Source organism: Streptomyces sp. NPDC093149 (assembly GCF_044754145.1).
GTDB lineage: Bacteria > Actinomycetota > Actinomycetes > Streptomycetales > Streptomycetaceae > Streptomyces.
The window spans coordinates 59,229-74,893 of the sequence record NZ_JBIVON010000020.1; the positions used below are offsets into that span (position 1 = coordinate 59,229).

General features: G+C 70.4%; 15 protein-coding genes. 9 read left to right on the plus strand and 6 right to left on the minus strand.

From position 1 onward, the window contains the following. The first annotated feature begins 10 nt into the window (after window positions 1–10). The 6 genes from ACIQCZ_RS36225 (at window position 11) to ACIQCZ_RS36250 (ending at window position 5,523) form a co-directional block, all read left to right on the plus strand. Complete coding sequence (locus ACIQCZ_RS36225; RefSeq protein WP_402289329.1) at window positions 11–892, plus strand: helix-turn-helix domain-containing protein; 882 nt, start codon at window positions 11–13, stop codon at window positions 890–892. Between the two features lie 54 nt (window positions 893–946). Next, window positions 947–2,404, plus strand: a complete 1,458-nt coding sequence (locus ACIQCZ_RS36230; RefSeq protein ID WP_402289265.1) for an aldehyde dehydrogenase family protein — start codon at window positions 947–949, stop codon at window positions 2,402–2,404. Between the two features lie 99 nt (window positions 2,405–2,503). Further along, complete coding sequence (locus tag ACIQCZ_RS36235; RefSeq protein ID WP_402289331.1) at window positions 2,504–3,055, plus strand: DinB family protein; 552 nt, start codon at window positions 2,504–2,506, stop codon at window positions 3,053–3,055. An 18-nt stretch (window positions 3,056–3,073) separates the two neighbouring features. After that, complete coding sequence (locus ACIQCZ_RS36240) at window positions 3,074–3,715, plus strand: PadR family transcriptional regulator (RefSeq protein ID WP_376284767.1); 642 nt, start codon at window positions 3,074–3,076, stop codon at window positions 3,713–3,715. Between the two features lie 78 nt (window positions 3,716–3,793). Next, window positions 3,794–4,741: an ATP-binding cassette domain-containing protein gene (locus tag ACIQCZ_RS36245; protein ID WP_402289268.1), complete on the plus strand. Its 948-nt coding sequence runs from the start codon at window positions 3,794–3,796 to the stop codon at window positions 4,739–4,741. 5 nt (window positions 4,742–4,746) lie between these two features. After that, window positions 4,747–5,523, plus strand: coding sequence for an ABC transporter permease (locus tag ACIQCZ_RS36250; protein WP_402289333.1), 777 nt, complete (start codon window positions 4,747–4,749; stop codon window positions 5,521–5,523). Between the two features lie 16 nt (window positions 5,524–5,539). On the opposite strand, the gene ACIQCZ_RS36255 is transcribed toward ACIQCZ_RS36250, so the two are convergent. From ACIQCZ_RS36255 to ACIQCZ_RS36265, 3 genes are all read right to left on the minus strand, one after another. Then, window positions 5,540–6,964: a glutamate decarboxylase gene (locus ACIQCZ_RS36255; protein WP_402289271.1), complete on the minus strand. Its 1,425-nt coding sequence runs from the start codon at window positions 6,962–6,964 to the stop codon at window positions 5,540–5,542. Between the two features lie 71 nt (window positions 6,965–7,035). Continuing rightward, on the minus strand, window positions 7,036–7,659 hold the full coding sequence (wrbA, locus tag ACIQCZ_RS36260) for an NAD(P)H:quinone oxidoreductase (protein WP_402289273.1): 624 nt from the start codon (window positions 7,657–7,659) through the stop codon (window positions 7,036–7,038). Window positions 7,660–7,831: 172 nt separating this feature from the next. Beyond that, a complete protein-coding gene (locus tag ACIQCZ_RS36265; RefSeq protein WP_402289275.1) occupies window positions 7,832–9,151 on the minus strand; it encodes an ion channel protein in 1,320 nt (439 codons plus the stop codon). A 136-nt stretch (window positions 9,152–9,287) separates the two neighbouring features. Between ACIQCZ_RS36265 and ACIQCZ_RS36270 the strand changes: the two genes are divergently transcribed. Then, a complete protein-coding gene (locus ACIQCZ_RS36270) occupies window positions 9,288–10,046 on the plus strand; it encodes a MerR family transcriptional regulator (RefSeq protein ID WP_402289278.1) in 759 nt (252 codons plus the stop codon). A 48-nt stretch (window positions 10,047–10,094) separates the two neighbouring features. Here ACIQCZ_RS36270 and ACIQCZ_RS36275 read toward each other — a convergent pair whose 3' ends face one another. Continuing rightward, the gene (locus ACIQCZ_RS36275; RefSeq protein WP_402289280.1) at window positions 10,095–10,460 is read right to left on the minus strand and encodes a YbjQ family protein; all 366 of its coding nucleotides are present in this window, start codon (window positions 10,458–10,460) and stop codon (window positions 10,095–10,097) included. Window positions 10,461–10,606: 146 nt separating this feature from the next. Between ACIQCZ_RS36275 and ACIQCZ_RS36280 the strand changes: the two genes are divergently transcribed. After that, entirely contained in the window at window positions 10,607–11,302 is a 696-nt protein-coding gene (locus ACIQCZ_RS36280) for a DedA family protein (protein ID WP_402289282.1), read from the plus strand. 26 nt (window positions 11,303–11,328) lie between these two features. On the opposite strand, the gene ACIQCZ_RS36285 is transcribed toward ACIQCZ_RS36280, so the two are convergent. After that, entirely contained in the window at window positions 11,329–13,038 is a 1,710-nt protein-coding gene (locus tag ACIQCZ_RS36285) for a threonine/serine exporter ThrE family protein (RefSeq protein ID WP_402289284.1), read from the minus strand. 270 nt (window positions 13,039–13,308) lie between these two features. After that, complete coding sequence (locus tag ACIQCZ_RS36290; protein ID WP_003968257.1) at window positions 13,309–13,803, minus strand: inorganic diphosphatase; 495 nt, start codon at window positions 13,801–13,803, stop codon at window positions 13,309–13,311. 86 nt (window positions 13,804–13,889) lie between these two features. Between ACIQCZ_RS36290 and dacB the strand changes: the two genes are divergently transcribed. Next, window positions 13,890–15,392 (plus strand): D-alanyl-D-alanine carboxypeptidase/D-alanyl-D-alanine-endopeptidase, encoded by a 1,503-nt coding sequence (gene dacB / locus ACIQCZ_RS36295; RefSeq protein WP_402289286.1) that lies wholly within the window; start codon window positions 13,890–13,892, stop codon window positions 15,390–15,392. Window positions 15,393–15,665 lie beyond the last annotated feature (273 nt).

Consider the following 15,665-nt stretch of genomic DNA (forward strand, 5'->3'; position numbering starts at 1 on the left):
CCAGGAAGCGATGGGGAGGATCGGACCAGTGGCGGCAGGCGAGTCGAGTGGATCTGTGGTGCGGCGCATCCTGCTGGGCTCACAGCTCAGGCGACTGCGCGACTCCCGGGGGATCACCCGGGAGGCAGCCGGCTACTCCATCCGGGCTTCCGAATCGAAGATCAGCCGCATGGAGTTGGGACGGGTGAGCTTCAAGGCCAGGGATGTCGAGGACCTGCTCACGCTCTACGGCGTCACGGACGATGCGGAGCGCGACGCCCTGCTCGGTCTGGCCCGTGAGGCCAACATGGCGGGTTGGTGGCACAGTTACGGGGATGTGCTGCCCGGGTGGTTCCAGACGTATGTCGGTCTGGAGGGGGCGGCATCGCTCATCCGGGTGTACGAAGTCCAGTTCGTCCACGGTCTGTTGCAGACCGAGGCCTACGCGCACGCGGTCGTCGCGCGGGGCATGGGTGACGCCCCCGCCGTCGAGATCGACCGCCGCGTCGCGTTGCGGCTGGAGCGCCAGAAGGCCCTCGTCTCCGAACGTGCACCCCGCTTCCACGCCGTACTGGACGAGGCGGCGTTGCGCCGGCCGTACGGCGACCGTGAAGTCATGCGCGGACAATTGCGGCATCTGATCGAAATGTCGGAACAGCCCAACATCACTCTTCAAGTGATGCCCTTCAGTTTTGGCGGGCATGCCGGGGAGAGCGGTTCTTTTACGATGCTCCGATTCCCCGAATCCGATCTGTCGGACATTGTCTACTTGGAGCAGCTGACAAGTGCGCTCTATCTGGACAAGGCCGAAGAAGTCGCTCAGTACGAAAAGGCCATGGTGCGGCTGCACGAGGACAGTCCCGGCCCCGAGGAGAGCCGCGATCTGCTCCGTGGTCTACTCCAACTCACTTGATTCATCAGTACGATGGCGGTTCGACGGGAGTCTGCACCTGAGTTAAGGGATCGCATGTCCTTCTTCTACGAGCTGGCCGACCAGTACATCGACGGTGAGTGGCGGACCGGAACCGGCTCGTGGGACATCATCGATTTCAATCCCTACAACGGGGAGAAACTCGCCGCGATCACCATCGCGACCGCGCACGAGGTCGACCTCGCCTATCGGGCCGCCGAGCGCGCCCAGCGGTCCTGGGCCACCACCGGCCCGTACGAGCGCCGCAGGGTTCTGGAGCGGGCCCTGGACGTCATCGGGAAAATGCATGACGAAATCGTCGAGGCGATCGTCGACGAACTGGGCGGAACCCGTCTCAAGGCGGAGTACGAGGTCCGGGTCGCCGAGGAATTCCTGCGCGACGCGATCCATCGGACACTGCGCCCCCGGGCCCGCATCCTGCCCTCCTCGGCCGATGGCAAGGAGAACCGCCTCTACTGCGAACCGGTCGGCGTCGTAGGGGTCATCAGCCCCTTCAACTTCCCCTTCCTGGTGACGATGAAATCCGTCGCGCCGGCCCTCGCGCTCGGCAACGCGGTCGTCATCAAGCCCAATCAGAACGCCCCGGTCGTCGGCGGCGGGCTGATCGCCAGGATCTTCGAGGACGCGGGCCTGCCCGCCGGGCTGCTCAACGTCCTGATCACCGATGTCGCCGAAATAGGGAACGCGTTCATCGAGCACCCCGTACCCAAGGTGATCTCCTTCGCGGGCACGGACCGCGTCGGCCGCCAGATCGGTGCGATCGCGGCCGGGCACTTCAAGCGGACGATCCTCGAACTCAGCGGCAACAGCGCCCTGGTGGTGCTGGACGACGCGGACATCGACTACGCGGTCGACGCGGCCGTCTTCAGCCGTTTCGTGTACCAGGGGCAGGTCTGCATGGCCGCCAACCGCATCCTGGTGGACCGCGGTGTCGAGCGGGAGTTCACCGAGAAGTTCACCGCCAGGGTTGCCGCGCTGAGGACCGGTGATCCGCGTGACCCGGAGACCCACATAGGTCCGGTCATCAACACCTTCCAGGCGGACGCCCTGACCGCCCTGGTGGACCAGGCAATCGCCGAGGGGGCCACCGCGCTGGTGCGGGGCGAAACCCGCGGCAGCCTCGTCGGGCCGACCGTGCTCACCGGGCTCCCCGAGGGCTCCCCGCTGCTGTCCCAGGAGATATTCGGCCCGGTGGCGCTGCTGGTGCCGTTCGACGGCGAGGACGATGCCGTACGGATCGCCAACGACACCCCGTACGGGCTGAGCGGCGCCGTGCACACCCGCAGCACGGAACGCGGAGTGCGGTTCGCGCAGCGGGTCGTCAGCGGCATGTTCCACGTCAACGACTCCACCGTCCAGGACGATCCGCTGGTCGCCTTCGGCGGCGAGAAGTCCTCCGGGATCGGCAGGCTGAACGGCGAGGCGACCGTCCGTGCCTTCACGACCGAGACATGGATGTCCATCCAGCACGGCCGGAGCGCGTTCCCCTTCTGACACGCCGTTCCGCCCCGTCGAGGACAGAAGCTGACCGCAAGGATCCGTAGCTTGGTCGGTGTCAGGAAGAAACCGGCACGGCTCACCAAGGCGGTCATCATGGTCACTCACGTTCCCGCGGGGACCTCCGGCGACGAGCGCGGCGCGCTCCTCTCCTTCGTCGAGGGGCAGCGCGGCGCGATCCGGCGCTCCCTCATCGGTCTGACCGAGGAGCAGGCGGCGAGCCGGCCCAGCGCGAGCGAGCTCTCCCTGTCCGGGCTGCTCAAGCACGTCGCCGAGGGAGAGCTCAACTGGCTCCGGATGGCGCAGCAACGGCCGAGCGAGACCTCCCGGACCGAGGAGACCTGGGCGGACAGCTTCCGGCTCGTCGGCGACGAGACGGTGGAGGGGATGCTGGAGTTCTGGGACGGAGTCGTGGCCGAGGTCGAGAAGTTCATCCGCTCGGTGCCCAGCATGGACGACACCTTCCCGCTGCCGGAGGCACCCTGGTTCCCGAAGGAGGGGCGGGTCTCGATGCGGTGGCTGTTGCTCCATCTCGTCGAGGAGCACGCCCGGCACGCCGGGCACGCCGACATCATCCGCGAGTCCCTGGACGGCCGTACCGCGTTCGAGTTGGTGGCCGAGGCGGGCGGTTACGCTGATCAAAGTTGAATAGAAGGGGTGCGTGACATGTCCGCGATCCGGCTGCTGGTCCTCTGCGCCGTGCGTCAGCACGGCCGGGCGCACGGCTATCAGGTCCGCAACGACCTGGAGTACTGGGGGGCGCACGAGTGGTCCAACGCCAAGCCCGGGTCGGTCTACCACGCGCTGAAGCAGATGGCGAAGCAGGGACTGCTGATCGCCCACGAGACCGCTCCGAGCACGGCGGGCGGTCCGCCCCGTACCGAGTACGAGATCACCGAGCGGGGCAACGAGGAGTACCTCGCGCTGCTGCGTGCGGCGCTGACCTCGTACGACCAGAAGCTGGACGTGCTGTCGGCGGGCCTCGGCGGCATCGTCGACCTGGAGCGGGCCGAGGCGGTCGCGCTGCTCAAGGAGCGGGTGGCCGGCCTCGCGGCCTGGCGGGCCTCGGTCACCGAGTACTACACGCCGGAGGCCGGACCCGGGTCGCTCGGCCACATCGGCGAGATCATGAACATGTGGGTCCACTCGGCGGACGCCGGTGCGGAGTGGACGCGCGGGCTGATCGCCCGCATCGAGGGCGGCGCGTACACCTTCGCGGGGGAGGGTGAACCCTTCATCGGCGTGCTCGCCGAGGGGCAGGAGAACCCGTACGCGACGGGTGTCCCGGATCCCGGCGACGACGAGTAATCAAGTTTGACGAATGGGGTGAGCGGCGTTACCTTCGACCCTGCTAGTCAAGTTTGACTACGGGAAGGTGTGGGGACTTTGACCGACGCGATCGTTGTCGAAGGTGTGCACAAGCGGTACGGGGAGAAACGCGCCCTGGACGGCCTGGACCTCACGGTCCGCCGCTCCACCGTCCACGCCGTGCTCGGCCCCAACGGCGCGGGCAAGACCACGGCCGTACGCATCCTGTCCACGCTGCTGCGGCACGACGAGGGCCGGGTCGAGGTGGCGGGGTTCGACGTACGGGACCGGGCCGTCGAGGTCCGGCGCCGCATCGGGCTGCTCGGGCAGTACGCGGCGGTCGACGAGGAACTCGGCGGTCGGCAGAACCTGGAGATGTTCGGCCGGCTGTACCACCTGGGCGCCCGCCGGGCGGGCGCGCGGGCGGACGAGCTGCTGGCCCGCTTCGGTCTCGCCGACACCGGACGGCGGCCGGTGAAGCAGTACAGCGGCGGCATGCGGCGACGGCTCGATCTGGCCGCCTCGCTGATCACCGACCCGGAGGTGCTCTTCCTGGACGAGCCGACCACCGGACTCGACCCGCGCGGCCGGGCCGAGGTGTGGTCGGCGGTGCGCTCCCTGGTGGGCGGCGGCACGACCGTACTGCTGACCACGCAGTACCTGGAGGAGGCCGATCAGCTCGCGGACCGGATCTCGGTCGTCGACGCCGGACGGGTGGCGGCCGAGGGGACGTCCGACGAACTGAAGGCGATGGTGGCCGGGGACCGCATCGATGTCGTCGTCCGGGACGGGTCCCGACTGGCCGCCGCGGCACGACTGCTGGGTGACGGCGCGGTCGTCGACGCGGACCGGCGGCTGATCGGGGCACCGGCGCCGGACCGGATGGCGGCCCTGACCCGGACCGTACGGGCCCTGGAGGAGGCGGGCATCGAGGCGGAGGACATCGCGGTGCGGCGCCCGACGCTCGACGAGGTCTTCCTCTCGCTGACCGAGCGGAAGCCGGAACACGCGGAGGTGGCGGCGTGAGCGCGATGAGCTGGGCGGTGTCCGACTCCTGGACGATGACCCGGCGCGAACTGGCGCACTGGGCGCGGCAGCCGGTGCGGATCGTCGTCGGACTGGTCTTTCCCGTGATGCTGCTGCTGATGTTCAACTACCTGGTGGGCGGCGGGCAGGGCGTCGACGGCGACAACACCGAGTTCCTGGTGCCCGGCATGCTCGCGCTCACCATGGCCTTCGGCCTGGAGTCGACCATGATCGCGGTCACCCAGGACCTCGACAAGGGCGTCATCGACCGTTTCCGCGCCATGCCGATGGTCTCCGGTTCGGTACTGGTCGGCCGGAGCGTCGCGGACATGCTCCAGTCGGTGGCCGCGCTCGCCGTGATGACCGGCGTCGGCTACGCGGTCGGCTGGCGCTGGCACCACGGGCCGGCCGCGGCGCTGGGGGCGGTGGGGCTGCTTCTGCTGCTGCGGTTCGCGATGCTGTGGACCGGCATCCATCTGGCCCTGGTGGCCGGGAAGCCGGAGCTGGTGCAGGCGGTGCAGATCCTGGTCTGGCCGGTCGGCTTCCTCTCCAATGTCTTCGCCACTCCCGATTCGATGCCGGGGTGGCTGGGCGCGGCCGTCGAATGGAACCCGATGTCGGCCACGGCCACGGCGGTGCGCGGCCTGTTCGGCAATCCGGGCGGGGCGGGCGGCACCTGGGCGTCCGACCATGCCGAACTGCTCGCGGTGGTCTGGCCGCTGGTGCTGCTCGCGGTGTTCTTCCCGCTGGCCGTAAGGAGGTTCGCCCGGATCGGCCGCTGAGCGGGGCGCCCGGCGCTCAGTGGTGGAAGGACGTCGCCGCCTGTTTGTCCTGGCTCAACGGGTGCGGCTGGCGGCGCAGGTCGGGCAGGACCAGCCGGAGGTCCTCCATCAGCAGCTCGGCGAGGTCCGAGGAGAAGCCGTTGCGGCACACCACCCGCAGCACCGACAGGTCCTGCCGGTTGGCGGGGAAGGTGTACGCGGGCACCAGCCAGCCCTGCTCCCGCAGCCGGCGGGACACGTCGAAGACGTCGTACGCCTCCACGTCCGGCGCGGTCGTCAGCGCGAAGACGGGCAACTGGTCGCCCCGGGTGAGGAGCTGGAAGTCGCCGAGCTTCTCGATCTGCTGCGCCAGTGCGGTCGCGACGTCCCGGGAGGCCTGCTGAACGGCCCGGTAGCCGTCCCGGCCCAGCCGCAGGAAGGTGTAGTACTGCGCCACCACCTGTGCGCCGGGCCGGGAGAAGTTCAGCGCGAAGGTCGGCATGTCGCCGCCCAGGTAGTTGACCCGGAAGACCAGCTCCTCGGGCAGCTCGGCGGGCGAGCGCCACAGCGCCCAGCCGACCCCGGGGTAGACCAGGCCGTACTTGTGCCCGGAGGTGTTGATCGAGGAGACCCGGGGCAGCCGGAAGTCCCACACCAGGTCCTCGTCCAGGAACGGCGCCACCATCGCACCGGACGCCCCGTCCACATGGACGGGGATGTCCAGGCCGGTGCGCTCCTGAAGGGCGTCCAGGGCCGCGCAGAGCTCCGCGATCGGCTCGTAGGAACCGTCGAACGTGGAGCCCATGACGCCGACGACGCCGATGGTGTTCTCGTCGCAGAGATCGGCCGCGGCCTGCGGGTCGAGATGGAAGCGGTCGCCCTCCATCGGGACCTGCCGCGGCTCGATCTCCCAGAAGTTGCAGAACTTGTCCCAGCAGACCTGCACATTGATGCCCATGACCAGGTTCGGCCGGGCGGTCGCCGGGTAGCGGTCGGAGTTCCTGGCCGCCCAACGGCGTTTCAGCGCCATCCCGGCGAGCATGCAGGCCTCGCTGGAACCGGTCGTCGAACAGCCCACGACGGCCGAGGGGTCGGGGGCGTTCCACAGATCGGCGAGCATCGCCACGCACCGCCGTTCCAGCTCGGCGGTGCGGGGGTACTCGTCCTTGTCGATCATGTTCTTGTCGCGGCACTCGCCCATCAGCACCGCGGCCTGGGGCTCCATCCAGGTGGTGACGAAGGTGGCCAGGTTGAGCCGTGCGTTGCCGTCGAGCATCAGCTCGTCGTGGACCAGGCCGTAGGCGATCGAGGACGGCATCGGGCCGTCGGGAAGCCGGTGCCGGGGCGGCGCCGACTCCATTCCGGCGATCGGGTCGGCCTCTCCGTAGAACGGGTTGAGGGCGAGCCTGCGGCGCTTCTCGGACGGCTCCGTACCGTGGGGCGAACCCTTGTGGAGAGGCATCGGCGAACAGCCTTTCTCGGCTCCCGGCGGTCCTTCGCGAACCGCCACGGTCCTGCGGGCGTGCGGTGCGTTCAGCTCTCGGCGGCGAGGCCGGCCTTGATGACCCGGGTGAACCTCACGACCCGTTCGGCCTGGACCCGGGCGGCGGTCAGGGTCTGTTCACCGACCGGGATGTCGCCCTGGCCGGCCACGTGCGAGGTGCCGTACGGGTTCCCGTCGACGAACTTCGACGGGTCCGTGTAGCCGGGGGCGACCAGGATGCCGCCGAAGTGGTGGACCGTGTTGTAGAGCGCGAGCAGCGTGGACTCCTGGCCACCGTGCGCGGTGCTGGTGGAGGTGAAGCCGCTGTAGACCTTGTCGGCGAGACGGCCCGCCTGCCAGAGGCCGCCGAGGGTGTCGATGAACTGCTTGAGCTGGGAGGTGACGTTGCCGAACCGGGTCGGCGTACCGAAGATCACGGCGTCCGCCCAGATCACGTCGTCCTTCGACGCCTCGGCGATGTCCGCGGTCGCCTTCGCGTTGGCGGCCCAGGCCGGTTTGGCGTCGATGGCCGCCTGCGGGGCCAGCTCGGCGGCCTTGCGCAGCCGTACCTCCGCACCGGCCTTCTCGGCGTCCTGCGCGATGGCCCTGGCCATCGCGGCGACGGTGCCGGTGGAGGAGTAGTAGATGACGGCTACGTTGACGGGCGTGGGCATCGCGGCGACCTCCGGCAGGGCCTGACGGGGCGTATCGGGGCATACGTGTACGGAGGAGACGATACGGATACCGGTGGCATCCGGCGCGTCGAGCGGGGGCCGGGCCGGAGGGTGCGCCGTACGCTCCGCCGCTGCTCGGTGCGGGGGCCCGGTACGCGTTGCCGCGCCGGGCTCACCTCAGCGGCGTACCGTCCTCGTGCAGTTGCATCTGCGGTCGCCCGGTCACCAGCAGCCAGGCCGGCAGCGAGGCGATGCACAGCATCGGGAGCACGGCCGTGCCGCCGACCAGCACCGCCGCGGTGAACAGGCTCAGCCAGCCCTGCCGGGTGACGACCAGCAGCACGCCCAGCACCGCACACGTCACCGCGAGCGCCACCGGCACCGAGGGGACCAGTGCGTGGGCGCAGAGCCCCAGTGCCACCCCCACGAAGACGGCGGGGAAGATCCGCCCGCCCCGGAAGCCGCAGGTCGCCGCGATCAGCAGCGCGGCCGTCTTCACCACGGCCATGACCGCGAACTGCCCCGCCGACCAGCCGCTCGGGTCGGCGGCGAGCACCCTCACCTCGTCGAGCCCCTTGAACAGGGTGAGATGGCCGCCCAGTGTCCCGAGCAGGCCGAGCAGCAGCCCGCCGAGGGTCAGTGCCGGGACCGGGTGCTTCAGCGCCCGGAAGAACCGGTGCGCGTACGGGAAGGCGTACACCGCCGCCAGGCCCAGCACCGCACCCGCCAGGGCGATGACGACCGAGGAGAGCAGATCGCCCCAGTGCGGGTGGGTGTACGGCGGCAGCGACAGGTCGAAGCTGGGGTGGGCCAGCAGCGTCATGGTGAGCGCGCCGGCGGTGCCCGCCGCGAGCGGGCCGAACAGCCGGTCCCAGAGCGCACCCGGTCCGGGGCGCGAGGCGAGCGTCTCGGAGAGGATCAGCGCGGCGGCGACCGGGGTGCCGAAGAGCGCGCCGATGGTGCCGGCCGCCGCCAGCGAGATCCACAGCTCCGCCGTCGTGCCGGGAGCGAACCGGCGGCCGAGCCAGTAGGTCAGCGCGATATTGGCGGCCGTGATCGGATTCTCCGGGCCGAGACTGATCCCGCCCGCGAGCGTGAGGACGGTCACGAGCAGCAGTCCCGGAACCACGACCGGCGCGAGAGGCGGATCCACCAGCCCGGTGGTCGCCGGATCGGGGCCGGCATGACCGGGCACCACCCGGACGAGCAGCCCGACCACCAGCCCGCAGGCGGTGAGCATCACGATCATCCAGAGCGAGGAGTAGCGGCCGATGGAGAGCGCGTCGGGGACCGTCCCCCAGAGCACGTCCTGAAGCTTCTCCGCGAGCAGGCTGATCCCGAGCAGGACGAGGGCCGAGGCGACGCCGACGGCGAGCGCGGGCACGATGACGGGCAGCAGCCGGTGTACCGAGGCGGTCCCGGCGCGAGCGGTTGCGGCGGACGACGGTCCGGCGGGAGGGATTTCGGCGGGCGGGGGAGAATCTGCGGCCATCGGCTCACCATAACGACGCAAAAGCCGTATAACCCTCCAATGGCGCCGGAGGTGGTGGCGTTCCGGGCTTGCACCTCACGTCACGTCAGGACTCAGGCTCGGTACGTACCGGAAACGGAGAAGGGAGCGGGGAGTCGTGGACTACTCCGTGGGACAGGTCGCCGGATTCGCCGGGGTCACGGTGCGCACCCTGCACCACTACGACGGCATCGGACTGCTCTCGCCCGGCGGGCGCAGCCACGCGGGGCACCGCCGCTACGACGACGCCGACCTCGACCGGCTGCAGCAGATCCTGTTCTACCGGGAGCTCGGCTTCCCGCTCGACGAGATCGCGGTACTGCTCGACGACCCGGCCGCGGACCCGCAGGAGCATCTGCGCCGCCAGTACCGGCTGCTGACCGGCCGGATCGCCGAGCTCCGGAAGATGGCGGCCGCCGTCGAGACAGCCATGGAGGCACGGAAGATGGGCATCGACCTCACACCCGAGGAGAAGTTCGAGGTCTTCGGGGGCAAGGACCCCGAGGAGCACGCGGAGGAGGCCGAACGCCGCTGGGGCGGCACCGCCGCCTACGCCGAGTCGCAGCGCCGGGCCGCCCGCTACACCAAGGAGGACTGGAAGCGGATGCAGGCGGAGGTCGCCGACTGGAGCGCGGCCTACGACGCGCTCATGGAGGCCGGTGAACCGGCCACCGGCGAACGGGCGATGGACCTGGCCGAGGCCCACCGGCTCCACATCGCCGGGTGGTTCTACGAGTGCACGCCCGAGATCCACCGGGGGCTCGGCGAGATGTACGTGTCCGACCCGCGGTTTCGCGCGTACTACGAGTCGATGCGCCCGGGCCTGGCCGAACACCTGCGGGACGCGATCGACGCCAACGCGGAGCGCCTCTCGTAACCCGCGCACGCACGGCCGGCACGGGGACGTCCCCGTGCCGGCCGCCGCTCAGATCTTGCTGATCACGGCCGCCGTGCCGTACGCGCAGACCTCGGTGCCCACGTCGGCCGCCTCGGTCACGTCGAAGCGCATCATCAGGACCGCGTTGGCGCCCCGTGCCCTGGCCTGTTCGACCAGCCGCTCCATCGCCTGGTTCCGGGTCTGGACGAGCGTCTTGGTCAGCCCCTTCAGCTCGCCACCGATCATGGATTTCAGCCCGGCGCCGATCTGGCTGCCGAGGTGGCGGGAGCGCACGGTCAGACCGAACACCTCACCGATCACGCGGGTCACCTGGTAGCCCGGTACGTCGTTCGTGGTGACGACCAGGACATCCGACTGGTCCGTCTGCCCGCCGCCGAAATCCTCGATACTCATCGTGTGGCACCTCCTGGAGAGAACTTTGTCCCGGTTGGCCCGGTGCGTATTTCCGCAGCGGCCACTGGAACCCGTGGACGTCATTCTCCGTTGATAGCTTTGGGCGGCCACGCAGCCGCCATCGAACGATCCAGGAGCCCGGACCCTTGAATACGCTTGCGCTCGGACCGAGCTGGCTGGACCCGGACTATCTCATCAACACCTTCGGACTTCCCGGCGTCCTCCTCATCGTGTTCGCCGAGTCCGGACTGCTGATCGGCTTCTTCCTGCCCGGTGACTCCCTGCTGTTCACCACAGGGTTGCTGGTGACCACGGGCCAGCTGAAGTTTCCGCTCTGGCTGGTCTGCGTCCTGGTGGCGCTGGCGGCGATCATCGGCGACCAGGTGGGCTATCTCTTCGGCCGCAAGGTCGGCCCGTCGCTCTTCAAGCGCCCGGACTCCCGCCTCTTCAAGCAGGAGAACGTCGAGAAGGCGCACGAGTTCTTCGAGAAGTACGGACCCAAGTCGCTGATCCTGGCCCGCTTCGTGCCCATCGTGCGTACGTTCACGCCGATCATCGCCGGTGTGAGCCGGATGAACTACCGCTCGTTCATCACGTTCAACATCATCGGCGGGGTGCTCTGGGGCGTCGGGGTCACGCTGCTCGGCGCCGCACTCGGCAAGATCGAGTTCGTGCACCAGAACATCGAGGCGATGCTCATCCTGATCGTGCTCATCTCGGTGGTGCCGATCGCGATCGAGTTCCTGCGGGCCCGCTCCAAGTCGAAGAAGGAGGCGGCGGCGGTCGGCGGCGAGGGCCAGAGCCCGGTCACCGGCCAGCGCGGCCGCCACGCCAAGCGCTGACCCGGAGCGGTTGCCCGGCGGCCGTCTCAGAAGCCGCGCGTCCGCTTGGCCGCGCGGCGGTTCGCCCCGCCGACCGCCCCCGGTACCCGCATGAACAGCCGGGAGATCTCGCTTCCCAGGTTGACCCCGATCGCGATGGCCAACGCCGTCGCGACCGCGGTCGACAAGGAGGCGAGCCCGGCGTTCACATTGCCCTGTGCCATGCCCAGCAGGCCGAAGTACGTGGCCGAGCCGGGCAGCAGCGGGCCGATCGCCGCCGTGATGAACGGCAGTGACGAGGTGTACCGGTAGCGCGCGAACAACTGCCCGAACAGGCCCACCAGGCCGGCCGCCGTTGCCGTCGCCAGTACCGGTGAGATGTGGCCGGTCCTGGCCATCGCGCCGTAGATCACCCACGCCACGGCGCCGTTGAGGGTCACCGCCAGCACCGTGGACCGGTCCTGCTGGAGCAGGATCGCGAACGCGAGACAGAGCGCCATCGACGCCAGGATCTGCACCACGGGCCGGTCCGGGGCGAAGAACCGGGTCCCGGGATTCAGCTGGGCGCCCAGCTGAACGCCCAGATACAGCACGAGCAGCACACCGACGACGATGCCGATGAACAGGTACATCACTTCGAGCAGGCGCGCGGCGGCGGTGATGTAGAAGCCGGTCAGCCCGTCCTGCACACCCGCCACCAGGGCCCGCCCCGGCAGCAGTGCGAACAGCCCACCGGTGATGACCGCGGACGGCCGCACGTCCGACCAGTGGGTCAGCGTCAGCGCCACACCCAAGGCGGCGGGAGGCATCGCCGCCACCACGAACTGGTAGAACTCCGGCAGCCCCCGCCCGGCGCAGAGCCAGGCGAGCCGGTCGCCGAGCATCGCGCCGATCGCGGCCACCACGAACACCAGCGCACCACCGCCGACCAGCACCGATGCCGCACCGGCGAGTCCGCCGCCGGCCAGCGTCAGCACCCAGCCGGAATACGGATGCCGGTTGCGCCGGATCTCCGCCAGGCGCCGGTACGCGTCCTCCAGCGAGACCTCGACATCCCCGGTGGTGATGTCGTCGATGAGCCGGAAGACGGCGGCCAGCCGGGTGTAGTCGGTGCCACGGCGGCGTACGGTACGGCTCGCCGTCACCGGGTCGTCGACCAGCGAGGGCTGGTGCGAGATCGACAGCAGGGTGAAGGTGACGGTGGGCTCGCTGCGGTCCAGACCGTAGCTGCGGGTCACCGCGAACATCGCCGCCTCGACGTCCTCGGCACCCTCGCCGCCGGCGAGCAGCAATTCGCCGATGCGCAGAGTCAGGTCGAGCACGCGCGGCACCGCGGGACCCGCCTCGTCGGGCCTCTGCACCGGCTCGGGCGCAGGGCGCTCGGCCACCGGCATCCGCAGCATCGTGCGCATCCGGTCCTGCCAAGGGGCCTCCTTGGTCAGCCGGATCATCGGGCTGCCGTGCGCCGGGGTGAAGGCGGGCGGTGAGTGCTGGGCGCTGTAGGTGCGCGGCGGGGCGAAGGCGGAGCCGATCGTGTCCGAGCCCGAAGTCTGACCGGAAGCGGAACCCGAAGCGGAACCCGTTCCCGCTCCCTGGGGTTCGGTGGTCAGGCCGGCCGGAATGGCAAACTCCGATGTCGGCTGGTCGTCCTCGGACGCGGACGTCCGTCGTCCCACCCCGGTCGGCGGGACGAAGGCGCTGCGCGCCTCGTCGGACTGGGGCTTCTGGTCCTCCGGACCGCCCGGTTCCGCCACCACTCGGCCTCGCTCCTCATCGGCTGCGCGTTGTCGATTGCGCTTGTGCCCAGTATGGCCACGGACAAGTACGCGAAGGCGAGGCGGGCGGAATCACGGGGCGCGCGGACCCGCGGGGCGGCCCCTCAAGAGGTCCGGACGGGCGCGCGGAACGGGCGCGGAACACGGAAAACGGGCGGCACCCCATCGAGAGGAGTGCCGCCCGGTTCCAGCACGGAACCGTAAACGGAACCGTGCGACGTACCTCGGCCGGATCCGGCCGTGACCCTCGGGTCAGTGTGCGCCGCCCTGCGCCTCAAGGCGCTTGTAGGAGGCCTCGATCTCGGCCTCGGCCTCGGCGCGGCCGACCCAGTCCGCGCCCTCGACGGACTTGCCGGGCTCCAGGTCCTTGTAGACCTCGAAGAAGTGCTGGATCTCCAGGCGGTCGAACTCCGACACGTGGTGGATGTCGCGCAGGTGCTCCACCCGGGGGTCGGAGGCCGGCACGCACAGCAGCTTGTCGTCGCCGCCGGCCTCGTCCGTCATCCGGAACATGCCGATGGCGCGGCACTTGATGAGACAGCCGGGGAAGGTCGGCTCGTCCAGGATGACCAGCGCGTCCAGCGGGTCGCCGTCCTCGCCGAGGGTGTTCTCGACGAAGCCGTAGTCCGCCGGGTAGCTGGTCGAGGTGAAGAGTCGACGGTCCAGGCGGATCCGACCGGTCTCGTGGTCCACCTCGTACTTGTTCCGCGAACCCTTCGGGATCTCGATGGTGACGTCGAACTCCACGGGTGGCTCCTCCATGATCAACACATACGACTGGTGATTAAGTGTCCCCCACGCAGATGTGTGCTCGCGAAAGGGGCTGGTCAACGGTGGACGAGCCGGTGAAGAGACCGTCGGTCGACCCGCTGGACAAACTGAGCAGGCTCACCCGGCCGAGTGGCGTGATCAGGTTGAGGGGACTGAGCGATCGGCAGTTCACGGCCGTCTCCGCGGGCCTCGGCCTGGCGCTCGCGGCCGGCGTCGTCCTTGCCGCCGGCCCCTGGGACTCGGGTCAGCGTAAGGCCGAGCAGGACTGGGCCGCCGCCCGGACCCGTACAGGTGGCGCAGATCACGGATCCGGCACACCGTCCGGACCGGAACCCGCGCCCAGCGCCCCGGCCGTCCTCCAGCCCCTCTCCGCCGCGACCGACAACTCCGCCCCGGACGCGCGCGACACCCCGAACGGCGCAGCGGCCGCCCTCCGCGCCACCCTCGGACCGCTGCTGAAGGCCCCCGCCCTGGGGACCGTGCGCAGCGCCGTCGTCATCGACACCGCCACCGGCGAGCGGCTGTACGGCCAGGGTGCCGACACACCCATGACGCCCGCCTCCACCATCAAGATCGCCACCTCGGCCGCCGCGCTGAGCGCGCTCGGCCCCGGTCACCGCATCGCCACGACGGTCCGGGCGTCCCCCGACTCCCGCGGTCTCACCCTGGTCGGTGGCGGCGACCCCACCCTCGACAAGGCCGCTCTGCGCGCCCTGGCCGCCGACACCGCCCGCGCCCTGAAGGGCCGCGGCGTGACATCGGTCCGCCTCGCGTACGACACCTCCCGCTACTCCGGCCCCGCACGGCACCCGATCGGCCCCAACGAGAACATCGCTCCCGTCAGCGCCCTGATGACCGACGAGGGCAGGCTCGACAGCAGCGACAGCGGGCCCGCCCCCCGCAGCGACGATCCGGCCGGCGACACCGCCCGGACCTTCGGCGAACTGCTCCACGACTCCGGGATCGCGACCCGGTCCGACCCGGTGCGTGGCCGCCCGGCCGCCAAGTCCCGGACGGTCGCCACGCATCTGTCGGTCCCGCTCTCCGCCCTGGTCGAACGGGCCCTGACCAACAGCGACAACGACATCGCCGAGGCACTCGCCCGGCAGACCGCCCTGGCCACGGGCGAACCGGCCGACTTCGACGGCGGCCGGCGGGCCGTCACCGCACGGCTCAAGAAGCTCCGCCTGCCGCTGACCGGCGCGAACCTCGCCGACGGCAGCGGGCTGAACCGCAAGGACAAGGTCACCGCCGGACTGCTGGCCGGACTCCTCGCCCGTGCCGCCGATCCGGCCCACCCCGAACTGCGCCCGGTCCTCACCGGCCTCCCCGTGGCCGGCTTCACCGGCACCCTCAGCGGCCGGTATGACGAGAAGTCCGAGGGCACCGGCCTGATCCGGGCCAAGACCGGCACTCTCACCGGCGTGAACTCCCTCGCCGGGACGGTCGTCGACCGGCGGGGCCGACTGCTCGCCTTCGCCTTCCTGGCATCCGGTACGACATCCCCGTCCGAGGCCCAGTCCTCCCTCGACGCCCTCGCCACCGGCCTCAGGTCCGCCCGCTGATCCCCGGCGGGTGCGCGACGACGGCCGGGGCGCCGCGCCGCGTCACCGGAACGCCTCCGGCGCACGGGCGTCCTGCGCCCCGCGCGGGTCCCGTACCCGGGTGCTCCCCGGCCTCGTGCGCGTCCGGTGCGTGGGCGCCCCTCCGCCGTGCGGGGCACCGCCTCCGACGCCCCGAGCGGATCCGTCGGGGAGCACCGGACGACCCTCGCCGCCGGTACCCGGTGAGCCGGTCAACACCACACCGCGGACGGAGCCGAGCACGTACGGTTGACG

Excerpts from the sequence above, each read along its gene's own strand:
- ACIQCZ_RS36240 (WP_376284767.1), top strand. The coding sequence starts at position 3,074 with ATGTCCGCGATCCGGCTGCTGGTCCTCTGCGCCGTGCGTCAGCACGGC.
- ACIQCZ_RS36230 (WP_402289265.1), top strand. The coding sequence starts at position 947 with ATGTCCTTCTTCTACGAGCTGGCCGACCAGTACATCGACGGTGAGTGG.
- ACIQCZ_RS36265 (WP_402289275.1), bottom strand. The coding sequence starts at position 9,151 with ATGGCCGCAGATTCTCCCCCGCCCGCCGAAATCCCTCCCGCCGGACCG.
- wrbA (WP_402289273.1), bottom strand. The coding sequence starts at position 7,659 with ATGCCCACGCCCGTCAACGTAGCCGTCATCTACTACTCCTCCACCGGC.
- ACIQCZ_RS36225 (WP_402289329.1), top strand. The coding sequence starts at position 11 with ATGGGGAGGATCGGACCAGTGGCGGCAGGCGAGTCGAGTGGATCTGTG.
- ACIQCZ_RS36275 (WP_402289280.1), bottom strand. The coding sequence starts at position 10,460 with ATGAGTATCGAGGATTTCGGCGGCGGGCAGACGGACCAGTCGGATGTC.
- ACIQCZ_RS36235 (WP_402289331.1), top strand. The coding sequence starts at position 2,504 with ATGGTCACTCACGTTCCCGCGGGGACCTCCGGCGACGAGCGCGGCGCG.
- ACIQCZ_RS36250 (WP_402289333.1), top strand. The coding sequence starts at position 4,747 with ATGAGCTGGGCGGTGTCCGACTCCTGGACGATGACCCGGCGCGAACTG.
- ACIQCZ_RS36255 (WP_402289271.1), bottom strand. The coding sequence starts at position 6,964 with ATGCCTCTCCACAAGGGTTCGCCCCACGGTACGGAGCCGTCCGAGAAG.